This window comes from Vibrio floridensis (genome assembly GCF_021852965.1).
Classification (GTDB): Bacteria; Pseudomonadota; Gammaproteobacteria; order Enterobacterales; family Vibrionaceae; genus Vibrio; species Vibrio floridensis.
In genome coordinates this window covers 14139-39229 of record NZ_JAKGCY010000018.1, presented here as the reverse complement: position 1 = coordinate 39229, position 25091 = coordinate 14139, and the positions used below count along the sequence as shown (strand labels likewise).

General features: G+C 46.2%; 27 protein-coding genes and 1 tRNA gene. 18 read left to right on the top strand and 10 right to left on the bottom strand.

Going from position 1 to position 25091, the window contains the following annotated elements; genetic code table 11:
• Nucleotides 1-63: 63 nt before the first annotated feature.
• Together LZU85_RS18860 and LZU85_RS18855 are read left to right on the top strand one after the other, a co-directional pair.
• On the top strand, nucleotides 64-426 hold the full coding sequence (locus tag LZU85_RS18860; RefSeq protein WP_237288106.1) for a DUF2956 domain-containing protein: 363 nt from the start codon (nucleotides 64-66) through the stop codon (nucleotides 424-426).
• 1 nt (nucleotide 427) lies between these two features.
• Complete coding sequence (locus tag LZU85_RS18855; protein ID WP_176297940.1) at nucleotides 428-760, top strand: DUF4156 domain-containing protein; 333 nt, start codon at nucleotides 428-430, stop codon at nucleotides 758-760.
• Nucleotides 761-781: 21 nt separating this feature from the next.
• Here the strand turns inward: LZU85_RS18855 and LZU85_RS18850 are convergent, their stop codons facing one another.
• Nucleotides 782-1069: a winged helix-turn-helix domain-containing protein gene (locus tag LZU85_RS18850; RefSeq protein WP_011079818.1), complete on the bottom strand. Its 288-nt coding sequence runs from the start codon at nucleotides 1067-1069 to the stop codon at nucleotides 782-784.
• 204 nt (nucleotides 1070-1273) lie between these two features.
• Between LZU85_RS18850 and LZU85_RS18845 the strand changes: the two genes are divergently transcribed.
• The 4 genes from LZU85_RS18845 to LZU85_RS18830 are packed head-to-tail and all read left to right on the top strand — an operon-like array spanning nucleotide 1274 to nucleotide 3648.
• Complete coding sequence (locus LZU85_RS18845; protein ID WP_237288105.1) at nucleotides 1274-1621, top strand: ArsC family reductase; 348 nt, start codon at nucleotides 1274-1276, stop codon at nucleotides 1619-1621.
• Between the two features lie 16 nt (nucleotides 1622-1637).
• Nucleotides 1638-2771 carry a succinyl-diaminopimelate desuccinylase gene (gene dapE, locus LZU85_RS18840; RefSeq protein WP_176297942.1) on the top strand — a complete coding sequence of 378 codons (1134 nt, stop codon included), beginning with the start codon at nucleotides 1638-1640 and terminating at the stop codon, nucleotides 2769-2771.
• Nucleotides 2768-3457 (top strand): M15 family metallopeptidase, encoded by a 690-nt coding sequence (locus LZU85_RS18835; RefSeq protein ID WP_176297943.1) that lies wholly within the window; start codon nucleotides 2768-2770, stop codon nucleotides 3455-3457. The genes dapE and LZU85_RS18835 overlap by 4 nt, the downstream gene beginning before the upstream one ends.
• Nucleotides 3454-3648, top strand: a complete 195-nt coding sequence (locus LZU85_RS18830) for a DUF2897 family protein (protein ID WP_176297944.1) — start codon at nucleotides 3454-3456, stop codon at nucleotides 3646-3648. The genes LZU85_RS18835 and LZU85_RS18830 overlap by 4 nt, the downstream gene beginning before the upstream one ends.
• 86 nt (nucleotides 3649-3734) lie before the next feature.
• Here the strand turns inward: LZU85_RS18830 and bamC are convergent, their stop codons facing one another.
• A complete protein-coding gene (bamC, locus tag LZU85_RS18825; protein ID WP_176297945.1) occupies nucleotides 3735-4754 on the bottom strand; it encodes an outer membrane protein assembly factor BamC in 1020 nt (339 codons plus the stop codon).
• A 45-nt stretch (nucleotides 4755-4799) separates the two neighbouring features.
• Nucleotides 4800-5678: a 4-hydroxy-tetrahydrodipicolinate synthase gene (gene dapA, locus LZU85_RS18820; protein WP_176297946.1), complete on the bottom strand. Its 879-nt coding sequence runs from the start codon at nucleotides 5676-5678 to the stop codon at nucleotides 4800-4802.
• A gap of 315 nt (nucleotides 5679-5993) precedes the next feature.
• Here dapA and LZU85_RS18815 point away from each other — a divergent pair, with 315 nt between their 5' ends.
• Both LZU85_RS18815 and bcp read left to right on the top strand, forming a co-directional pair.
• Complete coding sequence (locus LZU85_RS18815; RefSeq protein ID WP_176297947.1) at nucleotides 5994-6536, top strand: glycine cleavage system transcriptional repressor; 543 nt, start codon at nucleotides 5994-5996, stop codon at nucleotides 6534-6536.
• A 13-nt stretch (nucleotides 6537-6549) separates the two neighbouring features.
• Complete coding sequence (bcp, locus tag LZU85_RS18810) at nucleotides 6550-7020, top strand: thioredoxin-dependent thiol peroxidase (RefSeq protein ID WP_011079810.1); 471 nt, start codon at nucleotides 6550-6552, stop codon at nucleotides 7018-7020.
• A 106-nt stretch (nucleotides 7021-7126) separates the two neighbouring features.
• Here the strand turns inward: bcp and LZU85_RS18805 are convergent, their stop codons facing one another.
• Entirely contained in the window at nucleotides 7127-8197 is a 1071-nt protein-coding gene (locus LZU85_RS18805; protein ID WP_176297948.1) for an AI-2E family transporter, read from the bottom strand.
• Nucleotides 8190-8432: a sulfurtransferase TusA family protein gene (locus LZU85_RS18800; RefSeq protein ID WP_176297949.1), complete on the bottom strand. Its 243-nt coding sequence runs from the start codon at nucleotides 8430-8432 to the stop codon at nucleotides 8190-8192. Before LZU85_RS18800 ends, LZU85_RS18805 begins: the two co-directional genes overlap by 8 nt.
• A gap of 184 nt (nucleotides 8433-8616) precedes the next feature.
• Here LZU85_RS18800 and bepA point away from each other — a divergent pair, with 184 nt between their 5' ends.
• From bepA to LZU85_RS18775, 5 genes are all read left to right on the top strand, one after another.
• Nucleotides 8617-10071: a beta-barrel assembly-enhancing protease gene (gene bepA, locus LZU85_RS18795; protein WP_176297950.1), complete on the top strand. Its 1455-nt coding sequence runs from the start codon at nucleotides 8617-8619 to the stop codon at nucleotides 10069-10071.
• Between the two features lie 16 nt (nucleotides 10072-10087).
• Nucleotides 10088-10438 (top strand): arsenate reductase (glutaredoxin), encoded by a 351-nt coding sequence (gene arsC / locus LZU85_RS18790; protein WP_176297951.1) that lies wholly within the window; start codon nucleotides 10088-10090, stop codon nucleotides 10436-10438.
• 6 nt (nucleotides 10439-10444) lie between these two features.
• Complete coding sequence (gene wrbA, locus LZU85_RS18785; protein WP_176297952.1) at nucleotides 10445-11014, top strand: NAD(P)H:quinone oxidoreductase; 570 nt, start codon at nucleotides 10445-10447, stop codon at nucleotides 11012-11014.
• The gene (locus LZU85_RS18780; RefSeq protein ID WP_176297953.1) at nucleotides 11015-11446 is read left to right on the top strand and encodes a DUF2069 domain-containing protein; all 432 of its coding nucleotides are present in this window, start codon (nucleotides 11015-11017) and stop codon (nucleotides 11444-11446) included.
• Nucleotides 11447-11669: 223 nt separating this feature from the next.
• The gene (locus LZU85_RS18775; protein ID WP_176297954.1) at nucleotides 11670-12176 is read left to right on the top strand and encodes a Fe3+-citrate ABC transporter substrate-binding protein; all 507 of its coding nucleotides are present in this window, start codon (nucleotides 11670-11672) and stop codon (nucleotides 12174-12176) included.
• Nucleotides 12177-12255: 79 nt separating this feature from the next.
• Here the strand turns inward: LZU85_RS18775 and gltX are convergent, their stop codons facing one another.
• From gltX to LZU85_RS18760, 3 genes are all read right to left on the bottom strand, one after another.
• Nucleotides 12256-13680 (bottom strand): glutamate--tRNA ligase, encoded by a 1425-nt coding sequence (gene gltX, locus LZU85_RS18770; protein WP_237288104.1) that lies wholly within the window; start codon nucleotides 13678-13680, stop codon nucleotides 12256-12258.
• A gap of 151 nt (nucleotides 13681-13831) precedes the next feature.
• A complete protein-coding gene (locus tag LZU85_RS18765; RefSeq protein ID WP_176297956.1) occupies nucleotides 13832-14623 on the bottom strand; it encodes a hypothetical protein in 792 nt (263 codons plus the stop codon).
• Between the two features lie 84 nt (nucleotides 14624-14707).
• Complete coding sequence (locus LZU85_RS18760) at nucleotides 14708-15826, bottom strand: porin (RefSeq protein WP_176297957.1); 1119 nt, start codon at nucleotides 15824-15826, stop codon at nucleotides 14708-14710.
• Between the two features lie 502 nt (nucleotides 15827-16328).
• On the opposite strand from LZU85_RS18760, the gene LZU85_RS18755 reads away from it, so the two are divergent.
• Both LZU85_RS18755 and LZU85_RS18750 read left to right on the top strand, forming a co-directional pair.
• A complete protein-coding gene (locus LZU85_RS18755) occupies nucleotides 16329-19073 on the top strand; it encodes a cation transporter (protein WP_237288103.1) in 2745 nt (914 codons plus the stop codon).
• An 8-nt stretch (nucleotides 19074-19081) separates the two neighbouring features.
• On the top strand, nucleotides 19082-19531 hold the full coding sequence (locus tag LZU85_RS18750) for a DUF411 domain-containing protein (protein ID WP_237288102.1): 450 nt from the start codon (nucleotides 19082-19084) through the stop codon (nucleotides 19529-19531).
• 63 nt (nucleotides 19532-19594) lie between these two features.
• Here LZU85_RS18750 and LZU85_RS18745 read toward each other — a convergent pair whose 3' ends face one another.
• Nucleotides 19595-22246 (bottom strand): beta-N-acetylhexosaminidase, encoded by a 2652-nt coding sequence (locus LZU85_RS18745; RefSeq protein ID WP_237288101.1) that lies wholly within the window; start codon nucleotides 22244-22246, stop codon nucleotides 19595-19597.
• Nucleotides 22247-22658: 412 nt separating this feature from the next.
• Here LZU85_RS18745 and LZU85_RS18740 point away from each other — a divergent pair, with 412 nt between their 5' ends.
• Entirely contained in the window at nucleotides 22659-23519 is an 861-nt protein-coding gene (locus LZU85_RS18740) for a TraB/GumN family protein (protein WP_237288099.1), read from the top strand.
• A 335-nt stretch (nucleotides 23520-23854) separates the two neighbouring features.
• Here the strand turns inward: LZU85_RS18740 and LZU85_RS18735 are convergent.
• Nucleotides 23855-23931, bottom strand: a tRNA-Pro gene (locus LZU85_RS18735).
• A gap of 256 nt (nucleotides 23932-24187) precedes the next feature.
• Between LZU85_RS18735 and LZU85_RS18730 the strand changes: the two genes are divergently transcribed.
• Nucleotides 24188-24328: a DUF3149 domain-containing protein gene (locus tag LZU85_RS18730; RefSeq protein WP_011078358.1), complete on the top strand. Its 141-nt coding sequence runs from the start codon at nucleotides 24188-24190 to the stop codon at nucleotides 24326-24328.
• Between the two features lie 149 nt (nucleotides 24329-24477).
• On the top strand, nucleotides 24478-25059 hold the full coding sequence (smrA, locus tag LZU85_RS18725) for a DNA endonuclease SmrA (protein WP_237288097.1): 582 nt from the start codon (nucleotides 24478-24480) through the stop codon (nucleotides 25057-25059).
• Nucleotides 25060-25091 lie beyond the last annotated feature (32 nt).

Sequence of the window (25091 nt, the reverse complement as noted above, 5' to 3'; positions counted from 1 at the left end):
GCAAATGATTCAATTAGTAACCCGCAAAGGTTAGACTATTACCATCTCTTTTACAGCAGACTTATGATGATGAAACACAACACAATCACACCGTCACCAGAATCTCAGCAAGAAGCACTCAAAATCGCTAGAGCAACACAAAAGCCTGGGCAAACCAAAGAACAAACCAAACTGATCGCACAAGGCATTGAGAAAGGCATCGCGCTTTATAAAAAGCAGCAAAAAGAGAAGCATCGTCAAGCGGACAAAATGCGTAAGAAGCAATTACGCGATAAAAGCAAAGAGCAACAGAGCTCGATTGAAGACGAAATATTCGACACTCAAGCAACGATCCCAACACCAAGCCAATTTGTACATATACTTCCTTGGGGGCTGCTAATTGTTAGCTGGTTGGGATTTATTGTTTACACCATGATGAGGAACTAATATGAAAAACATCGGCTCACTGTTACTTGCTAGCCTGTTTTTAGCGGGGTGTACCACCCCAACCCATCAGCCACTTTCCGGCTCACAAGCAATCGAAATCCGCATTGATGACCAGTTTAATCCTAAACAGTGTCAGTATCTTGGCACGGTGACAGGAAATGAAGGTCATTGGTATAGCTATCTCTTCTTTGCCAATGACACCATGATGCAGGGAGCGGTGAATGATTTGAAAAACAATGCCAAAGAATTAGATGCAGACACCATCTTCGTCATTGCGCCGCAGGCGTTTGTTACCTCTTTTAGCTTGCTTGGCACCGCTTATCGCTGCCAATAAAAAAAGCCAGCGAATGCTGGCTTACGCACGAAATCCAAGGCTGCTGGCGATATCTTTCTCACGTTCCATAACCCATTGGCTATCAAATGGTCCCCAGTCTGACAGTTGGTAATAACCATCATTATGACGTCGGCCATCTTGAACAAACATAAGTTCGATTCCAATCCCCGGCAGCGCCTTCAGTACATCTTGAATAGTACGACGAGGCCACCCCGTTTTTTCGATTAACTTAGGCACATTTGGCCTTTCAAGGTTCTCCACCAATAAGGCCAAATACAGCCGCCTTGCGAAAACAGGACTCAATTCCATTGACACCTCCTAAACTTGTGCTAACTCATTATTTCTTTTTTTCTCAGTCTTTTGTTGAGGTTGATCAATAACTCTCCAATCCCCTTAGCGAAAGTGTGAGTTTTTTTGAACTTCAAAATATTCCTGACGATATTTTGTGTGTTCTGTCGCTTCTTGATAGGATGCAAAACACAACAAAAAGAATTAGCCCAAAAGGAAAAACACATGACCATTACCATGTATGGCATTCCTAACTGCGACACCATTAAGAAAGCAAAAAAATGGCTAGAAGACGCAGGCGTTGCTTACGAATTTCATGATTATCGTAAGCAAGGTATTAACGCGGAACTTGTGAGTGAGTTTTGTCAGCAATTGACTTGGGAGCAAGTGCTTAATAAGCGCGGCACCACCTTCCGTCAGTTGACTGACGAGCAAAAAGAGTCGCTCAATGAGACAACCGCCGTTGATTTGCTAGTCGCACACCCTGCGATGATCAAACGCCCAATTTTGCGAATCAATGACCAGCTACACGTTGGCTTTAAAGCAGAACAGTATTCAAAAATTTTCAATTAATGAAGGATTATCAAGGATGACAGACAGCCCAGTACTGGCTCTAACCAAAGATCTCATCAGTCGCCAGTCGGTAACCCCCGAAGACGCCGGTTGCCAAGATGTCATGATAGCGCGCCTAGAGGCTCTTGGTTTTACCATTGAGCGCATGGTGTTTGAAGATACCACCAACTTTTGGGCTCGCCGTGGCACACAAGCGCCACTCTTCGCCTTTGCAGGCCACACTGACGTGGTGCCCGCTGGAAAATTAGAGCATTGGCACACACCGCCTTTTGAACCGACCGAAAAAGAAGGCTATTTGTATGGCCGCGGGGCAGCGGATATGAAAGGCTCATTGGCAGCCATGATCGTCGCGACGGAGCGTTTTATCGCAGAACATCCCGATCATCAGGGTTCTATCGGTTTCCTGATCACCTCAGATGAGGAAGGCCCGTTTATCAATGGCACGGTTCGCGTTGTGGAAACGTTGATGGCGCGCGATGAAAACATCGACATGTGTATTGTCGGCGAGCCATCAAGCACCGAAGTCGTTGGTGATGTGGTAAAAAATGGTCGTCGTGGTTCGATCACTGGCGACTTAACCGTCATAGGGACTCAAGGCCATGTGGCTTACCCTCATCTTGCGGACAACCCAGTGCACAAATCGCTTTTGGCAATCCACGCCCTAGCGACCACTGAGTGGGACAAGGGTAATGAATACTTCCCGCCAACCAGCTTCCAGATCCCGAACGTACAAGCAGGTACGGGTGCGTCCAATGTTATCCCAGGTGAGTTCCACGTTCAGTTCAATTTGCGCTTTAGTACCGAGCTTTGCAACGAGCGAATTGTAGAACGAGTGACTCAAACACTCGACCAACATGACCTCAGTTACGATCTCAAATGGACGTACAACGGCGACCCATTCCTAACTGATACGGGAGCACTTCTGGACGCGGTGGTGGATGCTGTCGATAGCGTCAACCAAACCAAACCCGCGTTACTGACCACTGGCGGTACTTCAGACGGACGCTTCATCGCACGAATGGGCGGACAAGTGGTTGAGCTCGGACCGGTGAATGCCACCATTCATAAAGTGAACGAGTGTGTGAAAATCGATGACTTAGAAAAACTCACCGATATGTACCAGAAAACATTGGAAAACTTATTGGCATGAACACCATTGAGCAGCTGACTGGCAGCGAAACGTCTCATTTAGAACACGTTTTAGTGGGGGAAAAATGGTTTTGGCTCCACCCGGAGGTGAAAAATGATCTTTTCGCTCTGCTAGAAGCGGCTCAAACCGCTGGTTTTAAAATGGAAATTGCCAGCGGTTTTCGTGATTTTCAACGCCAGCGGGCTATTTGGAACGCAAAATTTTCTGGCACGACAGCGATTCTCGATCGCAACTCTCAACCAATTGATAAACAGTCTCTAACCGATGAAGAGAAAATGTGGGCGATTTTGCGTTGGTCTGCACTGCCAGGTGCCAGTCGACATCATTGGGGGTGTGATTTTGATGTCTTTGCACGCAATCTCCTGCCCGAAAACGAATCGCTCAAATTGGAACCTTGGGAATACCACTCTGGTCATCAAGCGCCCTTTTATCTTTGGTTGCAACAACACCTATCACAGTTCGGTTTTTTCTTTCCCTATGCGGAAGACTTAGGCGGTGTTGCCGCTGAACCATGGCACATCAGCCATGTCGCAACCTCTTGCGATTTTTTGCAAGCACTAACACTTACACAATTGAGACATCAACTGGAACAGCATCCCATTGATGGACAAAAACATGTACTCGCCAATCTCTCTCTGATCTACAATCAGTTTATCGCCAATATTTGCCCTGCGGAGGCAGTATGAAAGAACTTTTAACCAACCCTTGGGTCATCAGTTTCGTTGTTCTAAGCGTGATTGTCGGCAATATTGCAGCACTAAAATACACCGCCAAAATGAAATTCGGCCAAGTGGATAAACTGCGAGAGAAAAGTGATCTCGACAAACTGAACGAGTTGGATAAGAAAAACCAACAACGTAAAACGGATGACGAATAAGAGTAAAAGCTCTGTGTATCCACCATCAGAAATCACTAAACACGAAAAAGGGGCTTAACGCCCCTTTTTCATATCCATCAACGAATTTAGTCTAGCTTAACGACCGCAGCCAACACTGGCGCCATCGATTTCAAGAACGCTTCTTCAACGGGCTTACCTGACGCATCCGTCACGTTAATCGACGTACGGTTACCTAAATCCCCAAACAAGAAGGTGTAAGTCCCAGACTTCATCTCCATCGGCTTCACGCCAATCTTATTCCAAAACTCATCGTCTGGCGACGCGTACTTCGCCTTGATAGTACCTTGAGATTGATTGCGTTCCTCAATGGTAAAGCCCATCTTAGGTAGAATCGTCGGAAGTCGTTGCCACAACACGTTGTAAGGTGTACGAGCAATAATGACGGGGAAGCCGCTTCTATCGGTACCCATAGTGATAGGAATTTGCTTCACCAGTTCCTGAGCTCGACGCTGCGCTTCTTCACGCTTCGTTTGATCATATCGGGACGTGACTAAGTTGGTCATAAAGACGTTGTAGCGTTCTTTATTCACCAGAGTGACAGGTTTTGACTCCGTTCCCTCACGCCAATCGATCAAATTGATTTTAAAACCGTGTCGATTACTGGCTTCAAATCTGTCTATCGAATATCGACTGCCAATTTCAACATCTTCATCTTCAGAACGCCAGATAACCCAGCCAGTTTCGATGTGTGAATCTGACTGTGCTTCAATGGGGATTTGACGCTCCGCGATCAGGTCTTTAACCGTTTGCCAAACTTCATCTGCCTCTTCTTGCTTAATCAGCCACAAGGTCACTTCACCTTGGTTACGCTCATAACGAGCGCCAGGAATGAGTTCAAGAATTTGCTGAGGTGGACGAATATCCACTTGCTGACCAATACCTCCAGCAAACTCGCCCTGAGGGATGTTGTAATTGGGGTAAAACTGGGGAGTGGCCCCTTCAGGTAACTGCCACTGCTCTAGCGGTGGGGTTTCGAGGTAAGCAAAATCATCCTTTGCCTGACGACGCTGAGTCGGACTGCCAGAACAGGCAGACAAAACGAAAACAGCCAGCGAGCTAAGCACCAACTGACGAGAAAACTTCATTGAAACTCCTAAAGCGCCGGATTACTCCGGCGTGACAACATTCTTTTAGTAAATTCCTGCATCGGTCATTGCTTGCGCAACGATCGGGCGACACTTCTCAGACAATTCTGTCATCGGTAAACGCAGGTGGCCACATTCAATTAAACCCAGTTGCTGAGCAACCCATTTAACAGGAATTGGGCTCGACTCAATAAACAGGTTCTTATGTAATGGCATCAAACGCTGGTTGATCACTTCTGCTTCTTCAAAACGCCCTTCAAGCGCCAAACGGAACATATCCGCCATGTCTTTCGCTGCGATATTGTTGGTTACAGAAATCACACCTTGACCGCCCAAACGAACAAAATCGAGGCCTGTCGCGTCATCACCACTTAGTAAGATAAAATCTTCGCCACAAAGTTCACGGTGAAGTGCAACACGCTTCAAATCACCCGTCGCATCTTTTAATGCAACGATGTTATCGATCTCGGCCAAACGAGCGACGGTTTCTGGCAAAAGGTCAACCGCAGTACGCCCAGGCACGTTATAGAGAATTTGGGGAACATTACTCACTTCAGCAATCGCTTTGTAGTGCTGGAACAAACCTTCTTGCGTTGGCTTATTGTAGTATGGAGTAACACTCAGGCATGCATCGATACCTGAATCATTCAGCAGACGGCTGAAAGTCACCGACTCATGGGTAGCATTTGCTCCCGTGCCAGCGATAACTGGGATTCGACCATTAACAAATTCAACCGTTTTGTTGACTACTTTAACGTGCTCTTCAACTGTCAACGTTGAAGACTCTCCTGTGGTACCCACAGCCACGATACCGTTCGTACCGGCAGCGATGTGATATTCAACTAATTTTTGTAGACAATCAAAGTCCACTTCACCATCGGCTTTAAACGGCGTAAGTAACGCAACGATACTTCCTGATAACATGTCTTTCTCCCTCATATAATCCTTCCTGCATGGTACTGTAAGGCGATTCAAAAAAACAAGAGCGCAAACTCGCTTCCTGAATACTAGTGGATGAATATTTGCGTTTATTGGTGGTTTATAAGGCGCTCCCACTCGGAAAAGCGAGATTCACTCAACTATAATCAGACAATATCGATAGCGTGTCAGCGTCTGGTGAACAAAGCACTTTTCGCAACACGCTATTCTCTAACGTAAAAAACGGAAGCGACTCGACATTTTCCTTAAACTTCTGTGTTACCATCCGGAAAAAACAAAATGCACAATAAGAGCGAATCTATGACTCAACATCTGGTAATCACCGCAATGGGCACGGACCGGCCAGGCATCTGTAACCAGGTCGTACAATTAGTGACACGCGCTGGTTGTAATATTATTGACAGTCGAATCGCGATTTTCGGCAACGAATTTACCCTCATCATGTTGCTTTCTGGAAACGCCAATGGCATCACCAGAGTAGAGACTACCCTTCCATTACTTGGGCAAGAGCATGATCTCATCACCATTATGAAAAGAACCTCTACTCATCATCCTTCGAGCAACAGCTACACAATGGAAGTGTTTGTCGAATCGGATGACCGAGTAGGTTTAACGGAAAAATTCACTCATTTTTTCGCTGACAAACAAATTGGCCTTAGCGCCCTTAGTGCGCAAACCATCAACAAAGCAGCCGTACACAAGGAACAAGACCAGTTCCATATTGCGATTACGGCTCATGTTCAAAGCGAATGCAATCTAATGCAAATCCAAGAAGACTTTAATGATCTTTGCCGCTCGCTGAACGTACAAGGCACTTTGAACTTTATAAAAAACACCCTTTAAAAGGAATAACGACATGAATATGCTGCAAGCAGGCTCCCCTGCTCCAGAATTTTCTTTGCCTGATCAAAATGGAAATCTTGTCTCGCTCAAAGACCTCAAAGGAAAAAAAGTTCTCTTTTACTTCTACCCAAAAGCAATGACTCCCGGTTGTACCGTTCAGGCCCAAGGCCTACGTGACGTCCATAGCGAACTCGCAAAGCATAATGTGGTTGTGCTGGGCGTAAGTATCGATCCCGTCAAACGTTTGGGTAAGTTTATTGAACGAGATTCGCTCAACTTCACTTTACTGTCAGATGAAGATCACGCCGTTGCTGAACAATTTGGTGTTTGGGGCGAGAAGAAGTTCATGGGCAAAGTGTACGACGGCCTTCACCGTATTAGTTTCCTCATCAACGAGGAAGGCGTTATTGAACACGTCTTTGATAAGTTCAAAACCAAAGACCACCATGAAGTGGTTCTTAATTATCTTGAGCAGAGTAAATAGGACGAGTTAAAGCATCTTTACGTATCCAGCAGACAATAATAAGCCCAGCGTGTTCGCTGGGCTTTCTTTTATGAGCAATAAATGAATGAATTGAGGCAATACCATCTTAGGACGGTTGTGCTTCGTGATCATCTTGACTTGGCAGTGCTTTCCACACCGCTTTCACTAAGGTCGCCAACGGGATAGCGAAGAACACGCCCCAAAATCCCCATAGGCCACCAAACACCAAAACCGCGACAATAATCGCGACGGGATGCAGATTGACCGCTTCAGAAAAGAGGACTGGCACAAGCACGTTACCATCGAGCGCTTGGATGATGCCATAAGCGATGAGCAACGTATAAAACTCGGTTGAGATACCCCACTGGAACAGTGCAACGATCGCAACAGGAACCGTTACCGCTGCGGCACCAATATACGGAATGAGTACTGAAAGGCCAACGGCTACTGCCAGTAGTGCCGAATATCTTAAATCCAAGATGGCGAAGGTGATATAACTCACTCCACCGACAATTAAGATTTCCAACACTTTGCCACGGATGTAGTTTGAAATCTGCTCATTCATTTCGCGCCAAACTTTGTTGGCCAGATTTCGGTTTTTGGGTAGCAGGCCACTGGCCATTCGCATCATTTCTTCTTTGTCTTTGAGTAAGAAGAACACCAACAGCGGCACCAAGATCAGATATACCGCCAAAGTGGCAATGCTAATCAAGGAAGCCAATGATCCTTTAACAACACTTTCTCCCATTCCCAACACTTTGTTTTTCGCGTTAGTGGCGATCGCTTCCACGATTTGCAGGTTAGCTAACTCTGGATAACGTTCCGGAAGTGAAGCGATAAACTGTTGTAATCCATTATACATGTTCGGAATGTCGTTGATTAAGTTGCCAATCTGCGTCCAAATGGTTGGAATCAATCCAAACAATGCAATCAACATTAAACCGATAAACAGTAAGATAACCGTAATAACACCAACTGTTCTAGGAACACCAAAACGACGAAGTTGTGCGACTGGCCATTCGAGCAGATATGCCAACACAATGGCGACCAAAAGAGGGGCAAGAAGATGACCAAAGAAATAGATCGTAACAAAGCCAAACAGCAAGATAGCCACTAAGCTGACGGCATGGGGATCTGAAAAACGACGCTTATACCAGCGACTGACCATTTCAAACATCGTACGATGATTCCTTATTGAGTGTGATATGCAGGAGATAGCAATCCTGTTCCATTTTTGTTTCAACAATAAACGAGCGTGACTGAAGGTAGCGGACGATATCTCGCATGGAGCCCTGGTCAGAAACCTGAATAACTAATTGACTTCCTTCCGATAACTCTGCACTGTGACGCTTCGCCAAAAGCAATGACATTGGGCAGCGCTGTTGCCTAAGATCGAGTCGCTTACGTTCCATCTTCTCGCCTAAAACTAAACATAGGGAGATATTGTAAAGTGTTTTTTTATGGGTGCCAGCATTTATCAAAGTTTGATTTGCAGTTTGGACCTTGCACTGGCATTTTCTTTTGTAACACTTTACGAAACCAATTAGCCATCGATGGGTCTTATCATTGCTGCTATATGGAGAATCAATCATTACTATGTTAAAACGCGCACGCACTATTGTTAGCCTTTCTGTCGCTTTGACATTGGCACTGCCAGCTCCCGTTTGGTCAAACTCTGTGGACCTACCCGACATAGGTACTGCCGCAGGTGCAACGCTCTCTATCGATCAAGAACTGATCTACGGAGATGCCTACATGCGCATGTTGCGCAGTAGCAAACCTATCGTTAACGATCCTGTGCTTAATGAGTACATCGACACGCTCGGTCATCGCTTAGTGGCCAATGCGAATGACGTAAAAACCCCTTTCCACTTTTTTATGATTCGCGATCGCAACATCAATGCGTTCGCTTTTTTTGGTGGGTATGTAGCACTGCATTCTGGGCTATTTTTGCATGCGCGATCGGAAAGTGAACTCGCGTCCGTTGTGGCACATGAAATTGCCCACGTTACACAGCGACACCTAGCTCGTAGCATGGAAGAGCAAGCGAGACGCTCACCCGCTACACTTGCTGCACTAGCCGGTGCTTTGTTGCTGGCCATTGCCGCACCAGAAGCAGGCATAGCGGCCATTACCGCCACCACCGCGGGGAATATGCAGAGCCAAATTAACTACACTCGCAGCAATGAAAAAGAAGCGGACCGTTTTGGTATTAATACCCTCGCCAAGGCAGGCTTTGATGCACAAGCGATGCCGACATTTTTCTCTCGCCTAGCTGACGAATATCGCTATGCCAGCACACCACCACCGATGTTACTCACCCACCCATTGCCTGAAGACCGTATTACCGATAGCCGAGCTAGAGCGCAAGCCTATCCTCCGATGCGCATCCAACCCTCATTGGATTATCATCTGACTCGTGCGCGCATTGTGGCGCGGTATGCTGGTATCGATTCGGATGCTGCAATGGATTGGTTTGAGCGCACGCAGAAGAAAGCAACGCCGGATCTTATCCCTGCCTTTGAGTATGGAAGAGCATTAGTTCACCTTGATAATAAACAGCTTACTGAAGCTTCAGAAATTCTGACGAAACTTAATAAAGCCGACCCAAATAACATTTTCTACTTGGATGCTATGTCGGATCTCTATATCGAGCAAAAGCAGCCAGAGAAAGCAATCACAATGTTAAAAAATGCGTTAGAACGCATTCCCAATAACAAGGTTCTAACGATAAACTACGCCAACGCTTTGCTCGAAGCGCAAAAAACTGAAGAAGCGATTCGCATACTGCAACGTTATACCCACGATAGTCCTGAAGATACCAACGGCTGGCACTTGCTCTCACGCGCCAACATTGCCGTAGGAAACAGTGGTGAAGACCTCGCAGCCCGAGCTGAAATTCTCGCGTTGCAAGCGAATTGGAACAAAGCCATACAGTACTACACTCAGGCAAGCCAATTAGCCGAATTGGGCAGTCTACAACAAGCAAGATACGACGCTAGAATCGATCAGTTGATGGTTCAGCGTGATCGCTTCCTCGCATTACAATAATGATATGGAGATACTTATGTCAGTCGTGATTTATCACAATCCTCGTTGCTCAAAGAGCCGCCAAACACTAGAACTGTTAGAGCAAAATGGTGTTACACCTGACGTGGTCAAATACCTAGAAACGCCATTGAATGTGGCGCAGTTGAAAGCCCTATTCGCACAGCTTGGTTTTTCGTCTGTGCGTGACATGATGCGCACCAAAGAAGAGCTCTACAAATCGCTAGCGTTAGGTGATGCAAACGTCTCGGACGAACAGCTTTTCCAAGCGATGGCAGACAACCCTTCATTGTTTGAACGTCCAGTCGTGGTTGCCAATGGCCAAGCACGCATCGGTCGCCCACCAGAGCAAGTACTTGAGATCCTTTAATTGCCTATGACTACTCAGCTTTTAGTGCTGTATTACAGTCGCCACGGCAAAACCAAATCGCTTGCTCGTCAAATCGCCCGGGGAATAGAGACCGTTCCCCACAGCGAAGCCATTTTACGTACCGTAGCAGAATTGAACACTGGCTCACAGCATGCGGCTGATCCGATTGTTACTCTGGACGAGTTGCGTCATTGCGATGGTTTGGCAATGGGCAGTCCCGTTTGGTTTGGTGCGATGGCAACGCCACTAAAGCACTTTTGGGATCAAACCTCACCGCTGTGGTTGAATGGATCTTTGATTGATAAACCAGCCTGTGTTTTTACTTCATCAAGTAGTATGCACGGGGGGCAAGAAACGACGCTACAGAATATGATGGTCCCACTGCTGCATCACGGCATGTTAATTCTGGGCATCCCCTATTCTGAGCCTGATTTACATCAAACCCAATCAGGAGGCACACCCTATGGTGCCAGCAGTGTTGGTCATGATGCTTCGTTGACAGCGGAAGAAATTCGCTTAGCGCAACAATTAGGAAAGCGCTTGGCACAAGTTGCCAAAAAGCAAAAGGAGTCGTAAATGTCTGATGTCGAAATGAGTCCAAAAACTCAGCAGTACCGTTATCTGGCCTTATTTGGCAACCTATCACTGTTGCTGTGGGTCATATTGTGGCAAATGGCACTCTCACCGCACCCACATTTGAGTTCCACTACACTGGCTGTTGCATGGTGTATTCCGCTGTTATTGCCTTTGCCGGGCATTTTAGCGGGAAAACCATATACCCATGCTTGGGCCAACTTTGTGTTGATGCTCTATTTCTTACACGCACTGACCATTTTGTACGTCGATGGTGGTGAAAGATGGCTTGCCCTTGTAGAGCTACTGCTAACAACGCTTGGTTTTGCTGGCAATATTCTCTTTGCCAGAGCACGCGGACAAGAGTTGGGGATGAAACTTAAGAAGCTATCGCAGGTAGAAAAAGACGAGAAAGCAAAGTTTGATCACTCCTAACATGGTCGAGTAAACAAGTTCCCCTCATAATCACTGAACGCACAGGAGCAACATTGTTCTTGTGCGTTTTTTATTCTCGTTGTTTGCAATCGTTGACAGATTCAAGAACTGAACTTCACTGCACAGAAACCAAATCCACTGGCGAATTTTTGCTTTTACTACTTTAATTATCACTAATATTTTCTTACTCTACCCCATATTAATAAAAATATTATTAAAGATTATGACTAAGAGCAATTTGATAACTAGCACTGGGCATCGCTTTATTTCAAAAGGCAAAACTGCCTTCAAAATTCATATCCATACGCCTGAAGACAAAGTGCTTCATCGTTCAATTGGATTTGTAAAAATCGGGGAAAAAAAAGCGCTTCAGAAAGCAATTAAGATGCGCAACGAGATTGGAAAAGAGATGTGGGGTAAGTTTTGGCGTCGATTACTAAAAGATCCATACTTGATGACTCGATTACCCCACAGCGTAGAACCTAAAATTGTTCACAAACCGAGCCCAACCATTGCAGATCCCAACAACCGTGATACTTGCTATATCGCAAAGTGGCGAGTGATGGACGAAAAGGGCGAATACAAGTACAAAACCGTGGTTCGTTCAATCAGCAAGTATGGCAAGCTCGCAGCCTACTCACAAACCAAAAAAGCGCTATTGGAAGCGCACAAAGAGAATTTAGAGATCCTCACCTTTATGGGCCGATTGAACAGCATCGGTCTCAAATAACGCGTACTCTTTTTCGCCCTCAAACAAAGCAAAAAAAACCGCAGCACTGAGCTGCGGTTTTGTTATTCTTACTGGCCAATTATGCGTTTGCTTCACGCTCTGCAATAAACGCCAACGCCATCTTAATACGCGCAACAACACGCTCTTTGCCGATAAGCTGCATTACCGCATCCACAGAAGGTGATTGACCACCACCGGTTACCGCCACACGTAGAGGCATACCAATTTTGCCCATGCCGATTTCAAGTTCAGTACACACATCGGCAATCACTTGGTGTAGTTTTTCTGTTGTCCACTCAGTAAGGGCTTCCACTTTAGCCAGTGCGACTTCTAGCGGCTGCTTCGCCACACCACGCAGGTGTTTTTTCGCTGCATCAGCATCAAATGCGTCAAAATCTTGGTAGAAGTAACCAATTTGCTCAACCAACTCAACCAACGTATTGCAACGCTCACCAACCAGTTTGATCACGTCAGTAATGGCTGGACCATTTTCTGTCTTGATGCCCTTTTGATCCAAGTGCCATTGTAGGTGTTCTGCCACATACTCTGGATCCGATGTTTTGATGTAATGGTTATTCAACCAAAGCAGCTTGTCGGTATTAAACGCAGACGCTGACTTTGAGATAGCATTCAAGCTAAATAGGTTGATCATCTCTTCTTGAGAGAAAATTTCTTGGTCGCCGTGAGACCAACCAAGGCGCACGAGGTAGTTGTTCAATGCGACTGGCAAGTAACCCATATCACGGTATTGCATCACTGACACCGCACCATGGCGCTTAGACAGTTTCGCACCATCGTCACCTAGGATCATGGCACAATGCGCAAACGTAGGTACGGTTACACCTAGTGCTTTATAGATGTTGATTTGACGAGGCGTGTTGTTGATATGGTCTTCACCACGAATAACGTGCGTAATGCCCATATCCCAATCGTCGACTACTACACAGAAGTTGTAGGTTGGTGAGCCATCGGTACGACGGATGATCAGGTCATCCATTTGGCTGTTGCTGATTTCGATACGGCCACGGATTTGATCTTCGAATACTACGCTACCCTCTTTCGGGTTACGGAAACGAATCACGCATGGATCACCCTCTTTTGCTGCTTCATTAGCCGCTTTAATCTTTGGATGATCGGCATCGTAGCGAGGCATTTCTTTGTTAGCTTCTTGCTCAGCACGAACTTCGTCAAGTAGCTCTTTTGATGCGTAACATTTGTACGCTTTGTCTTCCGCAAGCAGCTTGTCAACCATCTCGTTGTAACGGTCAAAACGTTGCGTTTGGAAATAAGGACCTTCGTTCCATTCCAAACCTAACCATTGCATACCTTCAATGATGGCATCTACCGCTTCCTGAGAGTTGCGCTCTAGGTCAGTATCTTCGATACGTAGAACGAATTCACCACCTTGGCTTTTCGCGTATAACCAAGAGTAAAGTGCTGTACGAGCACCACCAACGTGTAGGTAGCCAGTTGGGCTAGGAGCAAAACGAGTTTTAACCGTCATTAATTTTTACCTTTTGGAAGAAGCGTGCTGATAAGACTAGCACCACTAAGAAATGTGCGACATTTTAGCACTATGAGGTAAATCTACAATGACCATACAAAAGACATTTTGCCAAGCCCAACAGTTCAGGTCGATTACCCGCTCAAATTGGTTACTTGTTTAGTAACCAAGTTAAGATTTGCGTTTTTTCTTCGGCTGTTGCCTTTTCATACCAATAACTCAGCATATCGAGAGATTTAGATGTCGCTGGTAGCTGAGTTGAGATGGATTTTCTGTTCTCAAAAGCCCATTGAGCAAAACGTTGTTTATCTTCTGCACTGGCTTCGCTATACCAATATTGGGCCATTTCTACAGGCTTAGAAACCATTACAGCTGGCTGTTTTGAAACATTGTTCTCATTCTCAACGATGACAACGTTCTGTTTTTGCTCCGCGAGGATTGCTTCAAAATACCCTGCTGGAATTAAAAAATTAAGTTGAGAGCTGTTGTTTCTTGCATTCACAGAATAGTGAAGCCCATTTTCTGCCGCAGACAACAACTCGTTTTCATAAATAGGAAATGAAAAATGCTGTGTAACAGTACAGTGCTCTGAGCATGTTTCATCGGTTGGTGCTGTCATTGTAATGGAACGTTGCTTATTCTTAATAGAGACCGAAGTATACTCATTGTTTGATTTGAAATAGCTCAGTTCAATCGCAATGTAGGAGTCGGGAGCAGTTGAGCTTTCATTTGTTGGAAAGTTCGCGATAACTTTCGAGACATTTTTTATGGCAAAGCCACCTCTAGAATCATTTTCTATTGGGGTAACTCCTTTCGCTTCTACAGTAATATAACTCGCTTTCTGACTAACAGAGCTAATCGCATCACTAAAATCGTCATCGCTCGATAAGGTAGTACATCCATTTAGCAAAATTAATCCTATAACCAACATCTTTTTGTACATTTCATACACCTTATTTCTTAGATTTTTAGAACGATAAAACGCTAGCAGTGTACTGCTAGCGTTTTTTATTCAGAAGACGGTCACTTAGAAGCCGTATTCTAAACCAATGCGAGTTACGATATCGGTATCCGCGTCACCAACGGTACGACCTGCAATACGTAGGTAAGGTACGAAACCATTATGCACCGCCATCAACTGAGCAGAAATGGTGTTGCTATCAGCCAAAGCATCCGCTTTCAACGCCGAATTTGATGCCGTAGTGCCACTCAAATCAGCTTCGAGATTCGCCGCATAACCCACCTTAAAGCCAATTGGACCATTCCAGTATTGACCAACAATAGAGTAGGAATCTTGAGTATACTTACGAGATCCATTATCTAACTCTTCCCCTTTATAGGCTGCTGCGATACCAAAGCCACCGGGAAGACTTGCTTCAAAGCCAACAATGTAAGCGAACGTATCATCTTCATAACCTGCAACTACTGGCGCTTGTGTAGGCTTACCATCTTTGTCAAAGCTCCAATCACCGCCAGATTTCGCCACTACGCGAGTTCCCGATTCAATTGCCCCCATGAAGGTCACTTTATCCAAGCTGTACTTCGCACTAGCACCAAAGAAGTTGGCATCACGAGTTGCTGCACCACCACCATTGTCATTGTCATCACGACCAACAGACGCTGCGAACGAGAAACCACCAAACTTAGGAGAATCGTAGCGAACTTGGTTAGATTGACGATCGTAGTGGCCATTGATGCCGCCCCAATCGAATACAGAACCTAGACCTGGGTTAGAGAATGGCCAGTCAACAATTTCGTATAGTGGAGTTAGAACGCGACCAACACGAACGTTACCCCAATCACCTGATGCACCAATGAAAGTGTCACGGAAACCAAGCACACCCCCTGAAACGCCGCCATGACCCCAGTCAGTGCTGTCAACGTAACCTGATTCAATTTGCATTGTAATCAATACATTATCAAACATTTCTTTGTGCGCACGGAAACCAATACGAGATTCGTTTTCTACAACAAAGCCACTGCTGGTATCATTGTTATCAGTGACGTTGTAGTTCACCAATGAGATAGCTGCAACACCGTAAACTTCGACATTAAAGTCAGAGTTCACACCAACTTCTTTAGCGGTTGCACCAGTTGCGGCCACTGCAATTGCTGCACCTAAAAGCGTTTTTTTAAAGTGAGACATAAGATTAACCCCTATTTAGAATTATGTTTTTCCTTGTTCTTCGTTAAACTCGATGAATTGCTATTCCTAGTAACCATCTGATTTTTTTGGAGAACTAAATTTTGGACGGGGCAAATATCTCAGACTTTTTTTTCTTTAAAAAATGGCAGTTCCAACAACCTGAGCCAGTTCAAAATAAATCAATGAAAAACAATGTAAACAATTAAAAATCAACACCTTAAAAAGAAAAGATAAATGTAAAAAACGTCAAATTTAGTTTTTTATTGCGACGTGGCGGCAAATATGTTGCCGTATCGTGAAGCGACTCACACAACTTTTAGCTCAATTAACGGAACTTTATATTTCCAAAGAAAAAAGATTGAAGTGCCTCGCAAGGAAATGAGGCGAAATATCGGTACGGCAAAGCCATTTTGACGTAATTGATTGCACGAACCAATGCTTGACCTTCCCCCGGCGGTAAGGTTTATCTTTATTGCCACATTATTTCGTGGGAGATAAAAAGATGAACCAATTTACCCTTGCGCTCTCTGGCCTCAACTGCATGGGTTGCGCTCGTAAGGTAGAGAAAGCACTGCATGCCGAGCACAGTGTCACGATTCAAGCGCTGTCTCCCAACGAAATCAGCTTAGAGACCCCGTCCACTCTGGTCGAGATTGCTGAGACGATAGAAAAGCTTGGTTATCATGCTGGCCATGATTATCACTTCCAGCTTCAAGGGCTTAACTGTGGTCGCTGTGTGAGTAAAGTGAACGCCTTACTCAGTGAGCACAGCGAGGTGATTCGCTTTACCGTGAGTAAAACAGAACTTGCTATTACCACCAGCTTGAGTGAACAAGCGATCATTGAGCTTATTGCTTCTATTGGTTACCAAGCCCTACCTGGGAATATCGCAACAACAGAGGTAGCGCAAGCGCCCGCAGTGACTTCTTTACCATTGCCGCAAAGTGAACCCACGCGCGAGGCTGACTCCTCTCTCTTATCCACAGAGGCGATCACCTCACCAGAACTTCAGCAAAGCATACCGTTACTGATTCAAGGCATGACCTGCGCAAGTTGTGTTTCATCCGTCGAAAAAGCGCTGCTTTCTGTCGATGGAATTGACAAGGCGCAAGTCAATCTTGCAGAGCAAAGTGCACTTGTGTTTACACGCTCAAGCAGAGCGGACTTAACAGAAGCATTGCTTGCCGCCGTCAAACAATCGGGTTATCAGGCGGAAGTAGTGCTCGACGCTGAACTGACACAACAAAAGCAAAGTGAACAGATAATGCAAGCGCAGCGAAAACACAAAGTCAGCGCTTTCACAGGAATTGCCCTTGGTGCACCACTGATGTTGTGGGGGGTATTAGGTGGCAGCATGAGTATCGCAAACACTCAAGATCAGATCGCATGGGGAGTTGTCGGCTTAGTCTGCCTATTGTTGCTTGCTACCGCGGGAAGAAGCTTCTTTACCAATGCGTGGTTAGCACTCACTCACAAACGCGCCACTATGGATACGCTGGTTGCATTGGGGACGGGAGCGGCTTGGCTCTACTCGATGTTGGTGGTTTTATTTCCGAGTTGGTTTCCGCAAGCCTCACGTCACGTTTATTTTGAAGCCAGCGCGATGATTGTCGGCTTGATTTCACTAGGACACTATATCGAAGCGAAAGCCAAAGCGCGTACAACTCAATCGCTGCAATCGCTGATCAACCTCCAGCCTCAAACCGCAAGTTTGATCACCGACCAAGGCGAGCAAACCATCGCTGTTAAACAGATTCAATTAGGGATGAAACTGCGCATCAAGCCGGGAGAAAAAATTCCCGTTGATGGTTTGGTGATTTCTGGCGAGTCGTATCTCGACGAATCCATGCTCACAGGTGAACCCGTTCCGGTTTTCAAACAAGCGCAAGATAACGTTTCTGCTGGCACTCTAAATAATGACGGCAGCTTAATTATTCAAGCAACTGGGATCGGTGCTGATACCATGCTGGCTCGTATTATCCGTATGGTGCGTCAGGCGCAAAGCAGTAAGCCCGCTATCGCCAAACTGGCGGATCAGATTTCATCGGTCTTCGTGCCTGTTGTCGTGGCCATTGCCCTTTTCTCTGCGGCAATTTGGTTTTTCGTTGGCCCAGAGCCAAAAGCCAGTTACATGTTGGTGGTCACCACCACCGTACTGATCATCGCGTGCCCCTGCGCACTCGGCCTTGCAACCCCATTGTCGGTGACGGTGGGGGTTGGTAAAGCGGCTGAAATGGGCATTTTGATCCGAGATGCGGATGTGCTGCAATCGGCCAGCAAAATCGACACTGTGGTATTCGACAAAACCGGCACCTTGACCCAAGGAGCCCCAAAAGTCCAAGCGCTCTATGCCTTTGACTACGATCAGCAGCATTTACGTTCACTGCTGTTAAGTGCCGAACAGCAATCAGAGCATCCACTCGCCAAAGCGATTGTGGCAGACGCCCTACACCACAAAGCACCAGCGCTTGAAGTGAGCCAGTTTGAAAATATGCGAGGCAAAGGGGTTCGCGCCGTCATTGCGGGGGATGAACTGTTGGTGGTGTCATTAAATCACTTACAAGCGCAACAATTTGATTTGAGCACCGCCACTGAGGCGATTGACGAATGTGCGCAAAACGCTTGGACGCCAGTCGCTGCCGTGCTTAACCAGCGTTTAATCGGTTTGATCGCCATTTCAGACCCAATCAAAAGCGATTCTAAACAAGCTATCCAAGCCTTGAAGAGAGAAGGCATCCACACCGTAATGCTGACAGGTGACAACCAAAGCGTGGCCAACGCCATTGCTCAAGAGTTGGGTATCGATGAAGTCATCGCGCAAGTGCTGCCCGATGAGAAAGCGAGCCATATTGAACGCCTTCAATCGCAAGGTCGCAAAGTCGCCATGGTCGGTGACGGCATTAATGACGCGCCAGCTCTAGCCTTGGCCGATATTGGCATTGCGATGGGCAGTGGCAGTGATGTGGCGATTGAAAGCGCACAGATGACGCTGCTCAACTCGTCACCACTTGCCGTTCTCAACGCCATTGAACTGTCCAAAGCGACGGTGAAAAACATGAAGCAAAATCTCTTTGGTGCCTTTATTTACAACTCTTTGGGTATTCCGGTGGCGGCTGGCGCACTGTATCCTGTATCCGGTTTTCTTTTGAGTCCTGTGGTGGCTGGTGCAGCCATGGCACTCTCTTCCATTACCGTGGTCAGCAACGCCAATCGACTACGCTTATTTAAAACGACAACACGCTCTTAGGGGTCACTATGAAACTAAAAACACTTACTCTTATGCTGCTGATAGGTCTGTCAGCAAATGTTTTGGCAGCGGATGTCATCAACCATAAATCGCCATACTGTGGATGCTGTGGCGAGTGGACTAAACACATGGAAGAGAATGGTTTCACCGTAAAAGAAGAGCTTCACGATGATATGAACAGCGTTAAGCAGAAGCTAGGATTGAAGAACGAGCAACTCTATTCATGCCATACTGCGGAAATTGAAGGCTACGTATTTGAGGGGCATATTCCGGCTGACGATATTAAAGCGTTCTTAGAAAATCCACCACGCAATGCGAAAGGCCTTGCGGTTCCGGGCATGCCAATGGGCTCTCCGGGCATGGAGTATGGCGATAAAAAAGACAGCTACTCTGTGTATGCCTTTAACGAACAAGGCCAAGTGTTTGAGTATCGCCGCCATGAAGGCAATCAAAAATAGCGATTGAACGATAAAGAGAAAAACCCAGCTGAGCTGGGTTTTTCTTTCTTTACGCGCTAAGCATTACTTCACGCTTGTTACTCGGCTTGCTTTCTCGCCTGTCGCAGACACAGAACGGATAAAGACTTCACCTTCTACGGTTGGACGAGCATCATCCGCGTACGTCAGCCAGTTTTTGCCGTCTAGAGAGTATTGAAGCGTAACGCCAGGGAACTGAACGTTCATAGCTAGTTTACCCTCTTCGACTTTCGCACCCGGTACAGGTAGGCGGTAGTCAATGCCTGATTTTTCCAGTTTCGCCAGTTCACGTTGACCAAGTACGTTGGCAAAGCGGTTGTAGTCTTGGTTTAGTGCCGCTTTGTCGACTAGGTTAGAGTTTTGCGAGTATTCCACACCCACTTTGTAGTCGTTTTCCCAATCTGCGCGGTGCCATGCACGCTCAGCGGCAGCGAGTACGCGAGGGAATACCATGTACTCATATTGCTCATCGTTACGCACGGTCTCAGACCAAAGCTGTGCAGACAGGCCGTAGAAAGGTTTCGCTTCGATTTCACCTTTACCCGTAAAGCCATTGCCATCACGGTCTAGAGAGGTTTCTGCGTTTTGCGGCATGTTCTCTGGCGCAAAGCCAAACATCTTACGCGTATCCGTTGCACGTGTTGCCCAGTAGTAACCACGCTCTTTCGGGTCCACTTCGTATGGCATGTCCATGTAAACGTAGTCGGGGTTAGACACGATCACGTCGTAACCTTTCTTAGACCACTCGTACACTGAAGATGTACCGCCCCAGTACAGAACGTCCCAGAAGTTTACGCGAGTATTTTCTGTTGCGAACGCGTTCTCACCTTCGCTGTACTTCAAGCCATCTTGCCACGCTTGGAAGTTTGCAATGCCCTTCTCGGCCACAATCTTCGACACTTGCTCTGCAAAGTGGCTAGGCAGATGACCGAAGTCACTGACTGTGCCATCGGTAATAAGCGTCTGACATTGCGGAGACTGTGCAAATGGCTTGTCTTGTTTAGACAGGTCAATCGTGCCTTTCCAGCTTACTTTGTCTTGCGCGTTAACGTCTTGGAAACCCGCGCCTAGCTTGATGTTCTTCGCTTCGTCACCACCGAAGTGCCATGTTGTTAGCGGTGCGCCTGCTTCTGCGTGCATGGCTGCCACTTCTGAAATCACCTTATCAACAAAGCGTGTTGACGATTCCATACATGGGTTGATAAAGCTTTGCTTATCGTAGAACTGAACGGTCGTCACGTTCGATGTATCTTGAGGATCCATCAGACGGTATTCGTTCGCTTGTGCTTCTTTCCCTTCGGCCATGAGACGATCGTAACGTGCCTCCATCGATACCACTGCGGCACGAGCGTGGGCTGGCATATCGATTTCTGGAATCACTTCGATGTTACGTGCTTTGGCATATTTCAAAATTTCCACGTAGTCCGCTTTGCTGAAGTAGCCAGAACCAAAGTTGTCTGACGTTGGACCCGAGCCAAGCTGAGGCAGTAAACAGCTTTTCTCTTCAACGTCGAAACAACGATTAGCACCCACTTCTGTCAGCTCAGGCAGACCCGGGATTTCCAAACGCCAACCTTCATCATCCGTTAGATGAAGATGAAGTTTGTTCATCTTATACGCCGCCATTTGGTCTAGCGTCGCAAGAATGGCGTCTTTAGAGTGGAAGTTACGAGCCACATCCACCATTACGCCACGGTAATCAAAACGAGGCGCATCTTTGATCGACAGTTGTGGTAGAGAATTAGCATGTTGGCTGTCTATCAGGCCAAAGATAGATTGCACTGCGTAGAAAGCGCCTGCTTGGTCAAACGCTTTAATCGCAATACCGTCGCCTTGGATGCTCATCTCGTAAGCACCCGATTTGGCTAACTCACCAGTGAAGTCCGCTGGAACAACCGTGATGCTAACCGGAACATCACCGCGAACATTCACACCAACCACTTCTGCACGTTCTTGAATTGCTGCAAATTGAGCTGCATCGAATGCGTCTTTAGGCAGCGCAATACCCGCCGCGATATCAACAGTGCCCTTGCCTGCTTCCACAAACAGTGGCGTCGGTAGCAGCGTAGTTGATACATCTTGTTTTGCTAGGTCTTGGTTCTTCTCAAAGCGAGACACAGCACTCGCGAATACGTTGTTATCGTCTGGTGTACGCTTTAGGTTGTTACCTTCAAGACCGGCCACGAAAGATGCCACATCTTCCGTGTTTAGAGAGGCAATCATCTTTGGCTCTGCGTTTGGCGCAGTGACGAAAGCACCTGGCATGAAATCGGTTTCAAACAACGTCCAGTATTCACCAATCAGAGGCAGTACGACTTCTTCACCTGCGGCAAAACCATCAAATTTGTCCGTCGGTTCTAATTTGTGTAGATCACCTGTTACACGAGAGATTTTAAATTGGTCATTTTCCACATCTAAAATCAGACGGATGCTGTGAAAGTAAATGGCCCAATCTATCGAGCTGACCGCTTCGCCTTGATTCACCAGCCTCATATTCACTCGGTTACAAGAAGCCCATTCCGCCCCCATATCACCACAGGCCAGCCCCTCGTTCGCGCCATGATTTGTCATAACTTGGTATTGAATATCCAAATTATCCGCTAATGAATTGACGACACGTTGCTCATCACTTTGTAATGTAGAACAACCCGCTAAAGAAGCGATAACCGACGCAGCAATTAAAGTTTGTTTCAACATCTTACTTACCCTAAAACTCAGAAAATCAATCCAGCCAAAACGGCTGTTACTTACCAATGCATTCAACATACAGCGAGTTTTTTCTAAGCGTGAAATTAATAAGTAGGAGAAGTGATCTAGTTCAAACTGAGAACGAACATGAAAATATAAAAACTTTAATTTCAACAAGTTAAAACGTACGTTAAATTCGTAATTTCATTTTTGACGAGTTTTTATCGTATACAGATCACAAAAACATCAACACAATGGACACTATTGAAAGAAATTTCCCACAATGGTGACGTGCTTTAAAATTCAAATCATCAGAATTTGACATTGAAATTGAGTATTTGATCTCACTTTTAGCTCCGTTAACCCTCGTCATTTTTACCAAATCAACAAATTTGCCGGAACATTTTTCAGGAAGCAAAACATGCTCAAGCTCGTTACCCTTATTATTGCGATTGTAACTCTCGTTCCCACGGTAATTGCCGAACCATTAGTGTGGAAAGCCAGCAAAGGTAAAACGGAATTCAGAATATTAGGCTCGATTCATGTGGGAAGCGATGCACTGTACCCGCTACCCAATGAGATAGAAAACGCCATCGCTAACAGCCAAGCGCTCATCGTGGAGGCCGATTTATCGCAATTGAGTCAGGTGACTTACCCGCCTCAACGCTATGTCAGTCAGCAAGTCCTCACCAATGAACAGAAACAGCAGTTGCAACAAATCGCCAATGAGCTCGGCTTGCCCTATCAACAATTGATGCTTGCTCCGCCGTGGGCAAGCGCCTTAACCATCCAAATGGCTCAAGTACAAAAACTGGGGTACCACTCAGAACTTGGCGTGGATACTTATCTTATTCAAAAAGCACGTCAACATGGTGTCCCTCTTCATCCGTTGGAAAGTGCGCAATTTCAAATCGATCTACTCACCAAAACACCTCAAGATGGCAAAGAATTGCTGATTAGTGCGCTGTCAGAGTTTAGTGAAAGTGAGCAGTTACTCTCTTGTTTGGTTGAGAGCTGGCAAAAAGGCGACAAACAAAAACTGGTGGAGTTCGCTAACCTGTCGGAGATCTCCCCTGAGTTGGAAAAAGCCATGCTGACGGATAGAAATCACGATTGGGTCCAAAAGCTCTCTCAACTTGCTCAAGAGGAGCCTGGTCATTATGCAGTGGTGGTCGGAGCGTTGCATCTGGTAGGTAAAGAGAATCTCATTGCACTGCTCGAGCAATTCGGTTTTAAAACCGAGCAACTGACCCAAAGCCAGCCTGCGCAATGCCATTTCTAATTTTGGCCACCTCATAAAAGGTTCGGCATCAGCGAACAAACTTTGCCTCACCCCAAAACGACGAAAGCCTGCTATAAAAGCAGGCTTTCTAAAAGTAGTCGGTGAAGAGGAAATCGACGCGGATGGGCTTCCATCGGACTGGCGTTCCAGCCCCCGTTCTCTACAACCAAAACATTGCAAAAAGGCCCTACATTTCTGCAGGGCCTTTTCTTAATATGGTCGGTGAAGATCCATATTCTAACGTCAGGCGAACCCCACAAGGTTCAACATCAGTAAGCAAACTTTGTCTAAAACCAAAACGACGAAAGCCTGCTAAAAAGCAGGCTTTCTTAAAGTGGTCGGTGAAGAGGGATTCGAACCCCCGACCCTCTGGTCCCAAACCAGATGCGCTACCAAGCTGCGCTATTCACCGAGATGTGTCACAGAAGCTTTGTTCCGTCAACGGATGCGTATATTACGGATTCTGGCTGACGACGCAAGAGCTAAGCGCAGTTTTTTTGTAATAATTTATCCGTTTGCTTATTCCGCCACCAGTAGCACATAAAATGTGAGCAGAAACACACCAACAAAAACATACCGTTAACTTATGCAACACAATTGATCCAGATCAGTGTGCAAAATAGCACCAGCTTTTAACTTTACCCTGTCTTCACACTTTGGGGGAAACCATGGACTTTTGGCTCGATTTGCTATTCGGTAATGCGGTAGGACTTTCTTCAATGATTGTCATATTTGGTGCACTAGGTCTAATGCTGTTTTACGGCGGTTTCATCGTTTACAAGGTCATGAATGACAAATCTCCTCACTAGATATCGCCAAGCTCTATAATCTTTTATAGAAACGCTTTGCACCGGAATGGGTTTTCTGCCTGTTCCGGTTTTTTATTCTCTGGATTGATCGTTTTCCCCCAACCGTTGGTATACTCCTGCAACCATTAATCAAGCTTTGAGATGCCGTTATGTCTCACGACGATGATTTCGAACTTTTCCAACAAATGATGGGGGATGTAAAGCCCATCACTCATGACACTGCTGAGCACAAGAAAAAACACCAAGTCAGTGAATCGCAATTGGCGCGGCGCGAAGCGGCGATTTGGCTCATCGAGGATAATCCAGAGCACCTCAGCCTTGATCACGCAGAAATGCTCAAACCTGATGACATGGTGGAGTTTAAAAGAGACGGCGTACAAGAGGGTGTCTATCGTAAGTTGCGTTTAGGCAAGTACCCCATCCAAGCCCGGCTAGACCTGCATAAGAAATCACTCAAAGAAGCACGAGATGAACTTGTTCACTTTCTCAAACAATGCATGAAAATGGACATTCGCACCGTCGTGATCGCTCATGGTCGAGGCGAGCTATCCGATCCCCCCGCCAAGATGAAAAGTTTTGTCACGACGTGGTTAATGCAGATTAAAGAAGTGCAATGTTGCCACAGTGCGCAGCGTTTTCATGGTGGAACTGGCGCTCTCTACGTTTTGTTGCAGAAAAGTGCCGATAAAAAACTCGAGAATCGAGAACGCCATCAAAAACGCTTAGGCTAACATTTATTCAGTGCTAGAATGCACGCCCCAAT